At 43.8% G+C, this 16,076-nt stretch carries 14 protein-coding genes; 9 read left to right on the top strand and 5 right to left on the bottom strand.

Annotated features, from left to right (window positions below; all coding sequences use genetic code 11):
* Positions 1-76: 76 nt before the first annotated feature.
* The 4 genes from ribD (at position 77) to J7384_RS02650 (ending at position 5,402) form a co-directional block, all read left to right on the top strand.
* The gene (gene ribD / locus J7384_RS02665; protein WP_209111060.1) at positions 77-1,225 is read left to right on the top strand and encodes a bifunctional diaminohydroxyphosphoribosylaminopyrimidine deaminase/5-amino-6-(5-phosphoribosylamino)uracil reductase RibD; all 1,149 of its coding nucleotides are present in this window, start codon (positions 77-79) and stop codon (positions 1,223-1,225) included.
* 100 nt (positions 1,226-1,325) lie between these two features.
* A complete protein-coding gene (locus tag J7384_RS02660) occupies positions 1,326-1,994 on the top strand; it encodes a riboflavin synthase (RefSeq protein WP_209111058.1) in 669 nt (222 codons plus the stop codon).
* A gap of 63 nt (positions 1,995-2,057) precedes the next feature.
* Positions 2,058-3,167, top strand: coding sequence for a bifunctional 3,4-dihydroxy-2-butanone-4-phosphate synthase/GTP cyclohydrolase II (gene ribBA, locus J7384_RS02655; RefSeq protein ID WP_209111056.1), 1,110 nt, complete (start codon positions 2,058-2,060; stop codon positions 3,165-3,167).
* Positions 3,168-3,371: 204 nt separating this feature from the next.
* Positions 3,372-5,402 (top strand): methyl-accepting chemotaxis protein, encoded by a 2,031-nt coding sequence (locus tag J7384_RS02650; RefSeq protein WP_209111049.1) that lies wholly within the window; start codon positions 3,372-3,374, stop codon positions 5,400-5,402.
* Positions 5,403-5,491: 89 nt separating this feature from the next.
* Here the strand turns inward: J7384_RS02650 and dxs are convergent, their stop codons facing one another.
* The 3 genes from dxs to xseB are packed head-to-tail and all read right to left on the bottom strand — an operon-like array spanning position 5,492 to position 8,569.
* On the bottom strand, positions 5,492-7,366 hold the full coding sequence (gene dxs, locus J7384_RS02645; protein WP_209111047.1) for a 1-deoxy-D-xylulose-5-phosphate synthase: 1,875 nt from the start codon (positions 7,364-7,366) through the stop codon (positions 5,492-5,494).
* A 24-nt stretch (positions 7,367-7,390) separates the two neighbouring features.
* Positions 7,391-8,281, bottom strand: coding sequence for a (2E,6E)-farnesyl diphosphate synthase (ispA, locus tag J7384_RS02640; protein WP_209111045.1), 891 nt, complete (start codon positions 8,279-8,281; stop codon positions 7,391-7,393).
* Positions 8,282-8,302: 21 nt separating this feature from the next.
* Positions 8,303-8,569 (bottom strand): exodeoxyribonuclease VII small subunit, encoded by a 267-nt coding sequence (gene xseB / locus J7384_RS02635; protein WP_209111043.1) that lies wholly within the window; start codon positions 8,567-8,569, stop codon positions 8,303-8,305.
* Between the two features lie 199 nt (positions 8,570-8,768).
* Between xseB and pomA the strand changes: the two genes are divergently transcribed.
* From pomA to thiI, 3 genes are all read left to right on the top strand, one after another.
* Positions 8,769-9,533, top strand: a complete 765-nt coding sequence (pomA, locus tag J7384_RS02630) for a flagellar motor protein PomA (RefSeq protein WP_209111041.1) — start codon at positions 8,769-8,771, stop codon at positions 9,531-9,533.
* Positions 9,534-9,554: 21 nt separating this feature from the next.
* Positions 9,555-10,493 carry a flagellar motor protein MotB gene (locus J7384_RS02625; RefSeq protein WP_209111039.1) on the top strand — a complete coding sequence of 313 codons (939 nt, stop codon included), beginning with the start codon at positions 9,555-9,557 and terminating at the stop codon, positions 10,491-10,493.
* Positions 10,494-10,632: 139 nt separating this feature from the next.
* Positions 10,633-12,087 carry a tRNA uracil 4-sulfurtransferase ThiI gene (gene thiI, locus J7384_RS02620; protein WP_209111037.1) on the top strand — a complete coding sequence of 485 codons (1,455 nt, stop codon included), beginning with the start codon at positions 10,633-10,635 and terminating at the stop codon, positions 12,085-12,087.
* Positions 12,088-12,236: 149 nt separating this feature from the next.
* Here the strand turns inward: thiI and J7384_RS02615 are convergent, their stop codons facing one another.
* A complete protein-coding gene (locus tag J7384_RS02615; protein ID WP_209111035.1) occupies positions 12,237-13,232 on the bottom strand; it encodes a 2-dehydropantoate 2-reductase in 996 nt (331 codons plus the stop codon).
* The gene (locus tag J7384_RS02610) at positions 13,229-13,621 is read right to left on the bottom strand and encodes a VanZ family protein (RefSeq protein WP_209111033.1); all 393 of its coding nucleotides are present in this window, start codon (positions 13,619-13,621) and stop codon (positions 13,229-13,231) included. Before J7384_RS02610 ends, J7384_RS02615 begins: the two co-directional genes overlap by 4 nt.
* Before the next feature lie 407 nt (positions 13,622-14,028).
* Here J7384_RS02610 and J7384_RS02605 point away from each other — a divergent pair, with 407 nt between their 5' ends.
* On the top strand, positions 14,029-14,511 hold the full coding sequence (locus J7384_RS02605) for a YajQ family cyclic di-GMP-binding protein (protein WP_209111031.1): 483 nt from the start codon (positions 14,029-14,031) through the stop codon (positions 14,509-14,511).
* Between the two features lie 139 nt (positions 14,512-14,650).
* Positions 14,651-16,000, top strand: coding sequence for a sodium-dependent transporter (locus tag J7384_RS02600; protein ID WP_209111030.1), 1,350 nt, complete (start codon positions 14,651-14,653; stop codon positions 15,998-16,000).
* Positions 16,001-16,076: the final 76 nt, after the last annotated feature.

Here is a 16,076-nt window from a genome sequence, read left to right as displayed (position 1 = left end):
AGCTAAAAACAGCCTGAACCAATAGAATAAAGTGCCCTGAGCCAAACAATAGCCCTGAGAACGAGTAGTCTAGCCCATGAGTACAGAAAACAGCGGTTTTAGCCGTGATGACTATCACTACATGCAGCAAGCCATTGCGCTGGCAAAGCAGGGGCATTACACAACATCGCCCAACCCAAGAGTCGGTTGTCTGATCGTTAATAAAGGCGAAGTTGTTGGTCGTGGCTATCACGCCAAAGCTGGTCAAGGTCACGCCGAAGTCTATGCATTGAAGGCGGCAGGTGAGCAAGCTAACGGAGCAACGGCTTATGTGACCTTAGAGCCTTGCAGCCACTTTGGTCGAACTCCGCCTTGTGCACAGGCGTTAATCAACGCAGGTGTTAGTAAAGTGATTGCCGCCATGGTTGATCCTAATCCTAAAGTGGCTGGTCGAGGTTTGGCAATGTTAGCGGACGCTGGTATTGAAACGCACTCGGGCTTACTTGAAGCAGAAGCACAGCAGCTCAATCCTGGTTTTATTTATTTAATGCGCAATAAGCGGCCTTATTTACGCTGTAAATTGGCCGCCAGCTTAGATGGCAAAACTGCAATGGCAAGTGGCGAAAGTAAGTGGATTACCTCTTCGGCGGCTCGCATTGATGTACAGCGCTTGCGAGCGCAAAGCTGTGGCGTTATCACGGGCGCTGATTCTGTTTTAACCGACAATGCTAAAATGAATGTCCGTTGGTCAGAACTTGGCGAACTTAAAGCGCGTTATTCACAGCACGACTTACGTCAGCCGCTACGAGTAATTATAGACGGCAAACATCGCTTAGCCCCTGATTTAGCGATATTTGCGAGTGACGGACCAATCTTGTTGTGCGGTTCAAAAGTAGATTTAGATGAGCGCTATCAATGGCCAAGCTTTGTTGAATATTTGCAATTACCGCTCGTTGATGGCTATCTCGATTTAGCACAACTTTTGTTGGAGTTAGGTAAACGGGGCTTAAATGATCTGTTACTAGAGTCAGGTGCCCGTTTAGCTGGCGCTTTTTTTGAACAAAATTTAGTAAATGAGTTGATTTTGTATCAAGCGCCCAAACTTATTGGTTCAGAAGGTAAAAGTTTACTGGCCTTTGATCAGATAGATAAACTGGCCGATGCTAAAACGTTATCGATTACAGACTGTCGTATGGTTGGCTCAGACTTGAGGATTAGCGCGCAAGTCAATTCAAGTCACGGGTAGCGTTAGATTTTAATCATCTATTATCAGTCTTACCACTTATTAGATAAGTAATTAGACAAGTCATTAGATAAGTCAGTAGAAAAGTAACTAGAGAAAAAATATGTTTACTGGAATTGTTGAAGCCGTTGGTAAAGTTCAAGCTATTGCTGTTAACGGTCAAGGCGCGCGCGTCACCATAGCGTGCCAAGGTCTTGATATGGCAGACGTTAAGTTGGGCGACTCAATTGCAACGAATGGTGTTTGTTTAACGGTAGTAGACTATTCACAAAACAGTTTCAGTGCTGATGTTTCCACTGAAACGTTAAAACGAACAGGCTTTGCTTATTATCAAATTGGCCAACCAGTAAACTTAGAAAAAGCAATGTTGCCAACTACCCGTTTTGGTGGCCACATTGTTTCAGGTCACGTTGATGCTGTGGTAGAAATTACACGTATCGAACGTCAAGGCAACAGTTGGGATTTTCACCTAACCATGCCAACTGAGGTCGCCCCATATTTGGCCGAAAAAGGTTCTGTTACTATCGATGGCACCAGCTTAACGGTAAACAGTGTTGCCGATAGCAGTTTTCGGTTAACTATTGTGCCGCACACAACTGAGCAAACTATTATCAGCCAGTATCAAGTAGGGACGAAAGTGAATCTTGAAGTTGATGTAATTGCCCGTTACTTAGAGCGCTTGTTGTTAGCGAGAACTGGCGGCGCTGAACAATCGACTGCCAGCTCAGGAGTGACTGAGAGCTTGTTGCAAAAAGCAGGTTTTATCAAGTAATCACCGTTGAGCGAGAACGCTGAGATTACAAAAAATTAATTTAAACACTTTGATGAGGTCGTCATGAACTTACACACGCCACAAGAGATCATTGCAGATATTGCCGCAGGTAAAATGGTAATCCTGATGGATGATGAAGACAGAGAAAACGAAGGCGATTTTATTATGGCGGCCGAAAAGGTCACGCCAGAAGCGATTAACTTTATGGCAACTCATGGCCGCGGTTTGATCTGTATGCCTATGAGCAAAGATCGTTGTCAGCAATTGAAGTTGCCGTTAATGGTCGACAAAAATGACGCTCAGTTCACCACTAATTTTACCGTATCAATCGAAGCCGCTGAGGGAGTCACTACTGGGATTTCAGCAGCCGACAGAGCGACAACTGTATTGGCGGCAGTCGCAAAAGATGCCAATCAACACTCAGTTGTACAGCCAGGTCATATTTTTCCACTGATGGCACAAGACGGTGGCGTGCTTAACCGCGCAGGTCACACTGAAGCAGGTGTTGATTTAGCTCGTTTGGCGGGTTTAGAGCCGGCAGCTGTGATTGTTGAAATTTTAAATGAAGACGGCACCATGGCGCGTCGTCCTGATTTAGAAGTGATCGCGGAAAAACACGGTTTGAAAATGGGCACCATTGCCGACCTGATCGAGTATCGCAATGCCAACGAAACAACCATTGAGCGCATTAGTCAGTGTCAGTTACCAACTGCTTATGGTGATTTTGAACTGACAGTATTCAAAGATACTATCGATGGCCAAGCACACTTTGCATTAACCAAAGGTGATATTGACCCAGAGCAGCCAACATTGGTTCGTGTTCATTTGGAAAATACCTTCCGCGATTTACTATTTAGCCAGCGTGAAAGTGTTGCAAAATGGCCAATTGGCCATGCGCTTGAAAAAATAGGTAACGAAGGTGGTGTTTTGGTGCTGTTAGGTAAGCACGAATCACCACTAGAGTTGATTGCTCAAGTTGAAAAATACGCTAAACAAGATGCCGGTGAAACTGTTAAAGAAATCAAACGTCACGTCGGTTCGCGTAACGTTGGCGTTGGCTCGCAAATCTTAGCTAATTTAGGCGTTAAAAAGATGCGCTTATTGAGCTCACAAACTAAGTATCACTCATTATCGGGCTTTGGCTTAGAAGTGGTGGAGTATATTGCTGAATAGCGATAAAAGCAGATAATAACTGCTGTAAATACTCAATATTAATGTTAAAAGCGCCGGATGGCGCTTTTTTTGTGCCTTTTGTGTTTTTTTTTGATATGTTGTTATGTCACTTGTCCAACCAGTGGCAAGAATGAAGAAAAGTATAAAACTAATATAAAAAAAATAAGCTATACGTTAATAGTAGCTCAAAATTTGGGGGAAATTATGACGATTACGGTCGCACATAAGATCATATTAGGTTTTTTGGTTATTGTGATCTTATTGGTGATTGCTAGTGCTACGTCAATGAACATTCTATTTAATATCGAAGATGCTAATCATCAAGTCGATACGCTTGCGCTACCAATTCAAAAACAAAGTAATACATTACAACTCAACCTGCTTAGGGAAGCGCGTCAGGTTGCAGAAATAGAGCGGCAGTTCAACGACACGGAATTGCTCACTATCCAACAAAAAATCGCTCAACAATCGAAGCAAATTCTCGCGAGCCAACAAAAAATTGAGCAATTGCTCGGCCAACAATCGAGCAATTTTAAATTGTCGGCATTCAAACAAGATTATCGAGCCTATCAACAAGCCGTTGAAAAAATGTTGCACGCACAACAGCAACGCATTAAACAAGAACTTGAGCTCAAGCGAGTACAAGACAGTATTAATTTGCACTTGGATGAAGCGAGTGCTGTTTTAGTTGACCTATCGTATTTAGAAGACAGCCAACGGCAAGACGACATCGACAGAATCGCGAGTGTCGCTGGTTTAATCGAGGGCTATTTGATTCAACTGCTTGAACTCAATGAGACGGTGCTCGCGCTAACAACGGCTAGCGGCGTTGAACAGGCAAAAGCTGATACTGAGCAAGCAGTTGGCCAAATTGATCAGCAAATTGCCTTTTTACAACGCTTGGGAGAGGCCTACAATACAGACGGGTTAATCGACGACTTTGTTGAACAATATCAAAACTCCATAGCTTTATTACTAGAGCAAAATGGCCTGTTTGACGTAAAAGCGCAACAGCTGGCAGCGAGTCAAACGTTTAGCCAAGCGCGAACAGAGGCTGAGCAAAACCTAGAGCAGGGACTAGCAGCAATAAACACTTTATCTACTTGGGTGGATAATAATTTAACCGAATTACAATCGGTGGTGTATCAAGATGTCAGTCAGGGAAAAACGACCACAGTAGTGATACTTGTCGTCGTCTTTATTGCGGCGGTCACTATTGCTTTTGTGACTATTAAAGCCATGTTAGTGCCATTGGCTCGAATAAATAAAGCACTGGGTTACATCGCTGATGGTGATTTGTCGCGAAAGTTGTCGGTCAAGAGTCAAGATGAATACGGGGAGCTTGCCACCAACGTAAACGCTGTCGTTGATGATTTGCGTCATTTGATTGACAACATTAAGCTCAATACTACAGAGCTTGGTCAAGCGTCAACTGACGCGGCTAGCGAAATCCACGTGACTGCTGAAACCCTAGCAGCCCAGAGTCAAAGTGTTGAGCAAATGACTCAAATTACCGAGCAGCTTAGTGCAAGTGCTGAACAAGTTCTCAGCCAAGCCAGTAGCGCTGAACATAAAATGACTGATGCCTTGGGCAAAAGTCAGCAGCTGGAAACAATAGCGCAAAACACCAATGGTCATATCAATTCGCTCGCAACCAGCCTTGATAGCTCGACTGAGATTATGTCGGCACTGCATCAAGAGTCGACTAATATCGGCAGTATTTTGGAAACTATTCAAAGTATCGCTGACCAAACCAACCTGTTGGCATTAAATGCAGCGATTGAAGCGGCACGTGCTGGAGAAGCAGGTCGAGGCTTTGCTGTGGTCGCTGATGAGGTCAGGTTGCTAGCCAGTCGCACGCAAGAATCAACAGCAGAAATTCATCGTATGATCGAAGCGCTGCAACAACAAGCCAATAAAGCGGTCGCGGGAATTCGCAGTGGTAAAACTGAAGTTGATGGCTGCCTACAAGCGACGCAAGAGTTGTTGGCAACCTTAGCTTTGATTAACCAGGCGATTGCTGAAATGCACACCATGAGTACTGATATCGCTGGCGCATCGACTGAGCAAAACAGCTTAAGCGACGAGATTACCCACAATATTGGTCAGGTCCTTGAGCTCAGTCATAGCAGCAGTGACAAAGCGCAGCGCTCGTTAGCCCACGGTGACAAAATTCAAAACTTAACCGAAGCACTCAATCATTCGGTATCTGCGTTTAAACTTGATAAGTCTTAGTTAATTTTTGAGAATTTGGGCACTCAAACAAAAAAGCACAAACCTAGGTTTGTGCTTTTAGTTGTTTTGTTTACGGTAATTTGTTGGAGCTAGCTGATAAACGATTTGACTTGGGCAATAATGCCTTCGCTGTCTAAACCGAGTTCTTGGTGAATTTCAGCTTGCGTTCCGTGCTTGATAAACTGATCAGGTAAACCAATGTTGAGTACCTTCAGCGCTAGGCCTTGGCTCAAAATAAATTCGTTAACCGCTGAGCCAGCTCCACCTGCAATAGCATTATCTTCAACAGTGACAATAACCTTGTGATCTTGGGCAAGTTCTGCAATAAGTACTTCATCGAGTGGCTTAACAAAGCGCATATCTACTAAACTGGCATCGAGTTGCTCGGCGGCCTGTTGGGCTTCGCCAAGTAGAGTGCCAAAGCTCAATAATGCTATTTTATTATTGCTTGCAGTACTTTGGCGCTCAACCAAGCCTTTGCCAATTTCAATGGTTTCATTGACCTCTGGCAATTGAGCACCAGTGCCGCTGCCGCGCGGGTAACGAACCGCAGCCGGTTGGTTTAGCTTGTGACCTGTGGTTAGCATTAATTGACATTCGCGCTCATCTGACGGCGTCATAATTACCATATTTGGAATACAGCGCATAAAGCTTAAATCGAAGGCTCCTTGGTGAGTGGGGCCGTCGGCACCAACAATACCTGCGCGGTCAATGGCAAAAAGTACCGGCAAGTTTTGAATTGCGATATCGTGAATTAACTGGTCATAGCCGCGCTGCAAGAAGCTTGAGTAAATTGCGACGACAGCATTCTCACCAGCAATGGCTAAGCCTGCGGCGTAGGTTACTGCGTGTTGCTCGGCAATGGCAACGTCAAAATACTGTTTAGGAAAGCGCTGGCTAAATTCAACCATGCCAGAGCCTTCACGCATTGCAGGTGTAATCGCCATTAATTTTGGATCGACTTCTGCCGTTTTACAGAGCCAATCACCAAAAATTTGCGAGTAGGTTGGCAAACTTGGTTTGCTTTTTGGTAAACCCGTTGCCGTTGGGTCAAATTTAGGAACCGCGTGATATTTAATTGGATCTTGCTCGGCAGCTTCAAAGCCTTTGCCTTTTTTGGTGGCAATATGAAGAATTTGCGGGCCCTTTAAGTTGCGCATATTGCGAATGGTATCTACTAAGCCATTAACGTCGTGTCCATCAATTGGGCCTATGTAGTTAAAACCGAGTTCTTCAAAAAAGGTGCTTGGTACTACCATGCCCTTTAAATGTTCTTCTGCGCGGCTGGCGAGCTCTTTAATTGGCGGGATACCGCCGAGAATTTTTTTACTGCCTTCGCGAATACCAGTGTAAAAGCTGCCCGAAAGCATTTTCGCCAAGTGATTGTTAAGCGCACCAACGTTTTCTGAAATCGACATTTCGTTGTCGTTCAAAATCACCAACATGTCTTTGTGAATATCGCCAGCGTGGTTTAACGCTTCAAACGCCATGCCAGCCGTCATCGCGCCATCGCCAATTACGGCAACCACTTTGCGGTTTTTCGCTTCTTTTTCGGCAGCTACAGCTAAGCCAAGCGCAGCAGAAATTGAGGTACTTGAGTGACCAACACTCAATACGTCGTATTCGCTTTCTTCGCGCCATGGGAATGGATGCAAACCATCTTTTTGACGAATGGTATGTAGTTGATCGCGACGCCCAGTTAAAATTTTATGTGGGTAAGCTTGGTGGCCAACGTCCCAAATTAAATGGTCAAATGGCGTGTTGTAGACATAGTGTAAAGCAACAGTTAATTCAATGGTGCCGAGGCCTGAAGCAAAGTGGCCACTGCTACGACTAACCGAATTTAACAAGTACTGACGCAATTCATCGCTTGCTTGGCCCAGTTGCTCTTGTTGCAACAAGCGCAAATCGTCTGGGGTATTAATTTTTGACAGCAAAGGATAATCAGTCGGGTTAGTAGTCATAGCTTATTTGAATTGTAATAGTTATTAATGAGTTCTTTGTACGATAAATGTGGCAAATTGCGCCAAATTATCGCTATTGTAAGGCAAACGGGCCAAAGCTTGAAGCGCTTGTTTAAATAACTGGTCAGCTTTTTCTTGTGCGCCCGATAATCCGAGCAGGGCTGGGTAGGTTGATTTGTTGGCTGCCAGGTCAGAGCCCGCAGGCTTACCAAGCTCTTCTTGGTTAGAAGTAATATCAATAATGTCGTCTCGCACTTGGTAGGCTAAACCAACACAATCGGCATATTCACTTAAATTATCTTTATCATCAGCGCTTACGCTATCGCTGCATTCTGCCGCCATTAGGACGCAGGCTTTTAGCAATGCACCTGTTTTTAGTTTGTGCAGCTGTTCAAGTTCGTTGAGTTCAATAGCTTTATCGGTAGCAGCCAAATCCATTGCTTGGCCGCCACACATGCCCTGATAACCCGAGGCATTAACTAAATGTCGAATTAATGCCACGCGTTTCGTGGCAACAGCTGTGCTGAAACCGTGATTTGCGAGAATATCGAAGGCCAAGGTTTGTAAACTATCACCGGCTAAAATCGCGGTCGCTTCGTCAAATGCCTTGTGGCAGGTTGGCTGGCCGCGACGCAAATCGTCATCGTCCATGGCTGGTAAGTCGTCATGTAGCAATGAATAAGCGTGAATACATTCTAGCGCGGCAGCGATACCGTCGAGATCGTCGAGCTTTGCACCTAAGGTTTGCCCTGTTGTGTAAACCAGGTAAGGTCGCATGCGCTTGCCACCAATGAGCAAGCCATAACGCATGGCGTCAAGTAGCTTGGGGTCGTTAACCGGCAGTTGTTGTAGTGCGTTTTCGAGAAACTGGTTGATACGAGTTTGAAAACTCTCCAATTGGTTGAGCTGAGTCACGTTAGTTGGTTCCTTCTCGCGTTAACCTAGCTCGTTTGGGTCTTGCTGGGGCTGACTAAGCTCAAAGTCGACTAAGCTCTCTTGTCCATTTTGCTGCTGTAAAATGCGAATCTTTTGTTCGGCATCGGTGAGCTTTGCTTGGCTGTGTTTACTGAGCTCAAGGCCGCGTTCAAAGAGCGTCATCGACTCTTCTAGGTCGAGTTCGCCGCCTTCTAATTTTTGTACTATGGCTTCAAGTTCTTGAGCGGCTTGCTCAAAGCTTAAATTTGCTACTTTTTTATTGGCCATGGGGAGAGTGAATCTGGGATAAATAATGGCGCAAAGGTACATCAGCACGTCGCTTTGGTCAATTATTCTTAACTTTTTCGTTGCATGCAGTGTTAATGTTCGCGTATCTTTTGCCGTTAAGGTATTATCAATTTTAATAAAATTGAATTGTATTATTGATAAATATTTGCTGATTTATCAGGTGCTTTAGGAGGCTTTTGTGGATTTAGCTACGCTGATTGGCATGTTGGGTGCCATTGGTTTTATCGTGATGGCGATGGTACTCGGTGGTGACATTAGTATGTTCGTTGATACCCAGTCTATTTTGATCGTATTTTGTGGTTCGATCTTCGTTGTCTTAACCAACTACAACATGGGCCAGTTTTTTGGCATTGGTAAAATTGCCGGTAAAGCGTTTTTGTTTAAAATAGAAAAACCAGAAGAGCTCATTGAAAAATCAGTAGAAATGGCTGACGCAGCGCGTAAAGGTGGATTCTTAGCGCTTGAAGAAGCTGAAATTACCAACCAATTTATGCAAAAGGGCGTGGATATGTTGGTGGACGGTCACGACGGTGATGTTGTAAGGGCGACGCTAGAAAAAGATATTGCCCTTACCGTTGAGCGCCATGAAACCGGCGCAGGTATGTTTAAAGCACTTGCCGATGTTGCTCCAGCAATGGGGATGATTGGTACGTTGATTGGTCTGGTTGCGATGTTATCAAACATGGACGACCCGAAAGCGATTGGTCCGGCGATGGCGGTTGCACTATTAACAACACTATACGGTGCTTTCTTGGCTAACGTTATTGCGATTCCAATTGCCGCGAAATTAGAGTTGCGCAAAGAAGAAGAAAAGTTAAACAAAAAATTAGTACTCGATGCCGTGCTGGGTATTCAAGACGGGCAGAATCCGCGCGTGATTGAGGGGGTATTGAAAAACTACCTAGCAGAAAGTAAACGCGCGATAGATACGACTGAAGAATAGCTAAGCTGAGGTTGACTCGATATGTCTCAAGAAGAATGTAAATGTCCACCCCCAGGGCTACCCGCCTGGATGGGGACCTTTGCCGACCTGATGTCGTTGCTGATGTGTTTCTTCGTACTACTGCTGTCATTCTCAGAAATGGACGTGTTGAAGTTTAAGCAGATTGCCGGTTCGATGAAGTTTGCCTTTGGTGTGCAAAACAAAATTGAGGTTAAGGATATCCCCAAGGGCACCAGTATTATTGCCCAAGAGTTTAGACCGGGTAAGCCTGAACCGACACCAATTGAAGTGATCCAGCAACAAACCGTTGAAATGACACAACAAATGCTCGAGTTCCAAGCGGGGGACGAAACCTCGGCCGGTGGTCGACAAGAGCAGCGCGGCACCGAGCGCGGCGGTCAATCACAAAGCACCGCTGAAGAAGCGTCGGCACAAGCAGTACAAGAAGCGATTGAAGCGCAGCAGCAAGCTCAGCAAGAAGAAGTTAACGAGCTATTGAAGAAAATTGCTGATCAACTTGAAAAGCAAATTCAAGATGGTGCGATAGAACTTGAATCACTGGGCCAGCAAATTATTATTCGCATTCGCGAAAACGGCTCTTTCCCTTCGGGCTCTGCGTTTTTACAACCTAAATTTAAGCCGATTGTTCGCGAAATTGGTACTTTGTTAAACAGTGTACCGGGTGAAATTATGGTGTCGGGTAATACTGATGATCGCGGTATTAGCTCTGAGCTTTATAGCTCAAACTGGGACTTATCTACTCAGCGTGCAGTAGCGATTGCTCATGAGTTAATTAAAGTACCGGGCTTTGACCAAGATCGCTTGTTGGTGGTTGGTCAAGCCGATACCAAGCCGTTGGTTCCCAATACCAATGCGTTAAATCGACGCCGTAACCGCCGTGTTGAAATTTCAATTAACCAAGGTAAGGCGAAGGAAACTGAACCGATTTCAATTCAATAACGCAATAAGTTTTTACCGTTCAGCTTTTAGTGAGTAACTGATAGCTGAACGTTCATTGCTCTATACTCACACTGCTTGTGTGTTTATTCTACCACCAGTATAATGCGCCCCTGTTTTTTTGCTTGTGGCTGCCGTAGTTATGAAATTCATCATCAAATTACCCGCTGAGATCATCATTAAATCTCGTCCGGTACGTAAACGTTTTACCAAAATTCTTGAATCTAATATCAAGAATGTTTTGCGCCGCGTTGATGAACAAGTTACGACTCGGATGAACTGGGACAATATTGAGGTTAATACTAAAAATAATACGGAAGAAAATCGTTTAGTATTAATTGAAACCTTAAAGTCTACTCCCGGCATTCCTTCGTTTTTGGAAGTGCAGCAACACGATTTTACTGACTTACACGACATCTACGAGAAAACCTTAGCGATTCACGCTAAAACCATTGAAAACAAAACTTTTTGCGTGCGAGTGAAGCGTACTGGTCAACATGAGTTTTCATCGCTACAAGTTGAGCAATACGTTGGCGGCGGTTTAAATCAGCAGGTTGAAAGTGCCAAAGTACAGCTGCGCAAGCCAGACGTTACCATTCGTCTTGAAGTAAACAAAAAAGCGCTATTTATTGTCACTGAGCGCCACCTTGGCATGGGCGGTTTCCCTATTGCGACGCAAGAAGACGTCTTGTCGTTAATGTCTGGTGGTTTTGACTCTGGCGTTGCCAGCTATCAAATGATCAAAAAAGGCTCGCGCACGCATTTTTGTTTCTTTAACTTGGGTGGTTCAGCGCATGAAGTTGGCGTGCGTCAGGTCAGTTACTATTTGTGGAATAAATTTGCTGCTTCTCATCGCACTAAATTTATCTCTGTTGACTTTGATCCCGTTGTTACTGAGATTTTAGAGAAAATTGACAGTGGCTTAATGGGCGTGGTGCTGAAGCGTATGATGATGCGCGCTGCTAGCAAAATTGCCGAAAAACGCGGTATTCAATCGCTGGTCACTGGCGAAAGTTTAGGTCAGGTATCAAGCCAAACCTTAACTAACTTAAACGTTATTGACCGCGTAACAGAAACCTTGATTCTTCGTCCACTAGTGGCGTACGACAAACAAGAGATTATCGATATTGCTCGCGCCATTGGCACCGAAGACTTTGCCAAAACAATTCCTGAGTACTGTGGTGTTATTTCGAAAAAACCAACAGTAAAAGCAGTATTGGCGAAAGTTGAAGAAACCGAGCAAGACTTTGACTTTAGCATTCTCGATCGCGTTGTCGAAAGCGCAACCATTGTTGATATGAAAGACATTGGCGAAGAAGCCGATGCCGAAGTACCGTCGATTGATACTGTTGAACACATTAGTGACAACCAAGTAGTACTTGATATTCGCAGCCCTGAAGAAGAAGACGACAAGCCATTAGAAATTGATGGCGTTACCGTTGTTCACATGCCATTTTTCAAATTGGGTAGTCAGTTTGGCGATTTAGCACAAGACAAAGAGTACTTGTTGTATTGCGAGCGCGGTGTGATGAGTCAGTTACAGGCCTTGTATCTGCACGATAACGGCTTTAAGAATGTTAAAGTTTATCGTCCATAACCGAGATTTTAACTAATCACTCTTGCATTGAGCGCTAACCTTTATTAGGCGCTACAATGCAAAATAGAGCTGTCGGTTGTTGAACACTGGCGGCTAATCACGGTTAAAACCTGAAATTTCCTCTCTGAGTAGTGCCAATTAAATAGCACCTAAAGGTAGGTTTGCTCTAAAGCCTTTATTTGCTTACAGAGTTCATCGTTTACTGGCGTTGTTATCTGGTGTTGCTTGCCCAAGCGGGCAATATAACCATTGATGTAATCGATCTCAGTAGCGCGCTTTGCTAAAACATCACAAAGCATAGATGATTGGTTTTGAGCCGTGGCAATCGCAACTTGATTAACCGTCTCAATCAGAGCTGACGGCTCAAATAATTGCCCTTGAGCATGGGCTACTTCTACCAACTCGACAACAATTGCTTTAATTTTATCGCGATATTGTCGCTGCTGGATGGCGCCGTTTTCTACACCATCAATCGCCGTTATTGGGTTGATAACACAGTTTATTGCCAGCTTGCGCCACTGACTTGCGACAATATTTGCCTGCCAGTGGCAGTTGCCAAGCAAATCTGGCAACTGTTGAGTGATACTTTGACAAGCCTGAATTGCTGCGCTGTTATCTGATAAGTCGTCAGCAGGTTTTACTAAACCTAAATCAAACTGTCCTTTGCCCGTGTGTTTTATGTGGTTTGCTGAGAGCTTGAGGCTACCGTGCGTGGTCAACAAAGTATAAATTGGATTGGCGAGTTTGAATTGTTCAATATCTTCAAGACAGCCCATACCATTGTGACATAGCACGAGTGCGCATTGTTTATTAATCGAATGGTTGCTAATAGCTTGGTGAATTTCAGCGGTCACTGTTTTAACTTGATACGATTTTACGCAAATTAGCAGAATATCAGCATTGGTTAAGTGTGTTTTATCTGCAAACGACAGCTCAATGCTTTCGGTGTCGCCTTGTAAGTCGGTAAATTCGAAGTGACTTGGGAGGCCTTTATTGCAGTCAGTCAATGACGATTTTGTCAGTAAGCTGAGCTTAACGTTATCTTTAGCTGTCGCTTTAGTTTTTGCTTTAATTGCCATTGATTTTGCGATTTGTTGATAGCAAAACAACCCGATGGCACCTGCGCCGACAATAACAATGTTCATTGCTCGTTTGTGTCCATTTCATTATTGGTATGAGCTAACTGACGTCTTTGATAAAAATCGACACCAACCTTTATTAAACCAAAACTTGCGATGCCGAGTAAATCTGCAATGAAATCATCCCAAGCGCCGTTGCGAAAACCCAAATAAGCTTGTACCAATTCAGTGATACCGGCGTAGCAACTCATGCCAATAACACAGGTCAGTACCCTTAGCTTAAGCTGCCATTGAACAAATGCAGCCAACAACAGAAAACCAAAGTAGTGCCCTATAAGGTCAATTTCCGGCAATCTAAATACTGGTTTAAAGTCATTGGGATAAATAATCGCGAGCGCCAGTAAAGTGATAAAGGTAACCAATAGACTGATAACAAGCCCATACTTTCTCAACACGTGTGTTTAATCCTGTTGAAATATACCCAAGCGACCTCAAGATGCTTGTTCAGTTGGAATTAAAAGCGATTTAGACAAGGCATTGATTGTAAAGAATGGTTATTCCCTTGTTAAAATCAATAACGCAGCATAAATTGTCTTTTAAACCAACCCTTCGGGCGCTTCACAGGAACTTACTCTCTTCGTTGCAGCTAATTGAAAGGGAGTGACCATTCCTGCTAGCTGCGCCTTGATATTAAGTTCCTGTGACAGCGCTGAATCACGTATCTTGAGGTAGTTTGGGTATGAGTCAAAAATAAAGTCGAGGTGAGTGTAACACAGGCGTATTTTATTGTGGTGGTTCGTGGCTTTTATTTTGGCTTTTGATACTATAGCTCGGTTAACAAATTAGTAATTAGGATTTATAGATGCCTTCATTTGACATTGTTTCAGAAATTAATTTAGAAGAAGTTCGCAATGCGGCTGAAAACGCGACCAGAGAATTATCAACCCGCTTTGATTTTCGCGGTGTTGAAGCGAGCTTTGAGTGGAAATCTCCTATTATCACGGTTAAATGTGAAGGTGATTTTCAGCTAAAACAAATGTTGGATATGCTGCGCGTTCAGTTGTCAAAACGCAAAATTGACGCAAAAGCGATGACGGTTGGTAGCCACGATCAATCAGGCAAAAATTTTACTTGTCAAGTCACGTTTAAAGAGGGCATTGAACAACCCGTTGCCAAGAAAGTGGTTAAGTTGATTAAAGACAGTAAACTCAAAGTACAAGCTTCAATTCAAGGTGAACAAGTTCGTGTCACTGGCAAAAAACGCGATGAGCTACAAGCGGTAATGCAGCTAGTGCGCGAAGCCGATTTAGAGCAGTCTTTTCAATTCAACAACTTCCGCGATTAATAGCTAGTGAATCAAGTTGTAAAGCGAGCACGTTGTGTTTGCTTTACAAATTTTGATTAAATTAGTTGTTGTCGACTAGGCTTTTGTGCCGGCTTTCAGTACATTAGGTTTACTTAATAATAATTAGAAGAAGCATTTCATGGCAGTTTCTCGAGGAGCGTTTAGCTCGCGCATTGGTTTTATCATGGCCGCTGCGGGCTCAGCAGTTGGGCTAGGTAATATTTGGGGCTTTCCAACCCAAACCGCTAGTAACGGCGGTGCCGCCTTTGTTTTAGTCTATTTAATTTTAGCGTTTTGTCTGGCCTATCCGGCGTTTATGGCGGAAATTTTGATTGGTCGTTACGGTCAGGCCAATGCTGTCACTTCATTGCAAAAAATGTCTCGTACCTTGTGGCAAAAGCGCTTTGGCTTTGTCGTTGGTTTTGGCGGGATTATTTGCGCAGCACTTATTTTGAGCTTCTACGGTATTTTGGCGGGCTGGATGATGTCGTTTGCCGTTGAACCCTTAGCTCTAATGCTAGGTGCTAATCAAGCGGCTGATTGGGTGGTTAATCAGAGTTTAGAGCGCAATTTACTGTTTACCGTGTTATTTATGTTTTTGACCATTTTTATTATTAGAAAAGGGGTTGAAAACGGCATAGAAAAATGGTCGAAGCGACTAATGCCAATGATGATAGGCTTACTTGTTTTACTGATTATTTATGTCTTTACCCTAGATGGCGCCAGCGAAGGTGTCGAGGCTTATCTAAATCCAGATATCTCTCGTGTGCTCGATCCTAACTTGTTGGTCAGTGCCCTTGGTCAGGCCTTTTTCTCATTGTCGCTGGGTACTAGTGTCATGGTGATTTACGGTTCTTATATCAGTAAAAAAGAAAATATGGTCAGCATCGGTGCTCAAGTGACCTTGATTGACGTTTCAATTGCTTTCTTAGCTGGGTTACTGATTATTCCTGCCATGTATGTCGCTCAAGCACAAGGCGTCGCTATTTTTGCTGCCGATGGCAGCCTTAACTCAGGGCCGACATTAGTCTTTGATGTTTTACCTAGCTTGTTTGACGGCATGGGCGGCATTGGTTTATTTATCGGTTTTGCCTTTTTCTTATTGATGACCATAGCGGCACTAACTTCGTCAATTTCAATGCTTGAAGGGCCAGTGTCTTACGCCGTTGAACGCCATGATATTGAACGTAAAAAAGCAACGACAATGATAGGTTTAGCTATTTTAGCGTTAAGTGTAGTCATTGTTGCTAATATTGATTTTATGTTGGATTTAGTCGCGACTATATCGACTCAATACGGCCAACCCATTATTGCTATGTTGTGTTGTGTCTTTGCTGGCTGGATTTGGTACCGCAACGAGTTATTGGCTGAAATTAAGCAAGGTAACGAGGCTGTAGAATCAAGCCTATTTTGGAAAATTTGGCCTTGGTACATCAAATTTGTTTGCCCAGTTGCAATTGCCACTGTATTTATTCATTCAATCTTGTAGTGCGCTAACGTATGATGCTAAAAAGCCAGCTATCGAGCTGGCTTTTTTGTATCGAATTGGTTTGTCGTTCGCTAAA

The organism is Endozoicomonas sp. G2_1 (assembly GCF_017744155.1).
In the GTDB taxonomy this organism is placed as follows: domain Bacteria; phylum Pseudomonadota; class Gammaproteobacteria; order Enterobacterales; family Alteromonadaceae; genus JAGHQT01.
The sequence above is the reverse complement of the archived record's forward strand: the minus strand, read 5'-3'. Positions and strand labels throughout refer to the sequence as shown.

What these genes read in the sequence shown, in the direction of transcription:
- ribD (WP_209111060.1), top strand. Translation starts at nt 77, where the DNA reads ATGAGTACAGAAAACAGCGGTTTTAGCCGTGATGACTATCACTACATG.
- J7384_RS02660 (WP_209111058.1), top strand. Translation starts at nt 1,326, where the DNA reads ATGTTTACTGGAATTGTTGAAGCCGTTGGTAAAGTTCAAGCTATTGCT.
- ribBA (WP_209111056.1), top strand. Translation starts at nt 2,058, where the DNA reads ATGAACTTACACACGCCACAAGAGATCATTGCAGATATTGCCGCAGGT.
- J7384_RS02650 (WP_209111049.1), top strand. Translation starts at nt 3,372, where the DNA reads ATGACGATTACGGTCGCACATAAGATCATATTAGGTTTTTTGGTTATT.
- dxs (WP_209111047.1), bottom strand. Translation starts at nt 7,366, where the DNA reads ATGACTACTAACCCGACTGATTATCCTTTGCTGTCAAAAATTAATACC.
- xseB (WP_209111043.1), bottom strand. Translation starts at nt 8,569, where the DNA reads ATGGCCAATAAAAAAGTAGCAAATTTAAGCTTTGAGCAAGCCGCTCAA.
- J7384_RS02625 (WP_209111039.1), top strand. Translation starts at nt 9,555, where the DNA reads ATGTCTCAAGAAGAATGTAAATGTCCACCCCCAGGGCTACCCGCCTGG.
- thiI (WP_209111037.1), top strand. Translation starts at nt 10,633, where the DNA reads ATGAAATTCATCATCAAATTACCCGCTGAGATCATCATTAAATCTCGT.
- J7384_RS02615 (WP_209111035.1), bottom strand. Translation starts at nt 13,232, where the DNA reads ATGAACATTGTTATTGTCGGCGCAGGTGCCATCGGGTTGTTTTGCTAT.
- J7384_RS02605 (WP_209111031.1), top strand. Translation starts at nt 14,029, where the DNA reads ATGCCTTCATTTGACATTGTTTCAGAAATTAATTTAGAAGAAGTTCGC.
- J7384_RS02600 (WP_209111030.1), top strand. Translation starts at nt 14,651, where the DNA reads ATGGCAGTTTCTCGAGGAGCGTTTAGCTCGCGCATTGGTTTTATCATG.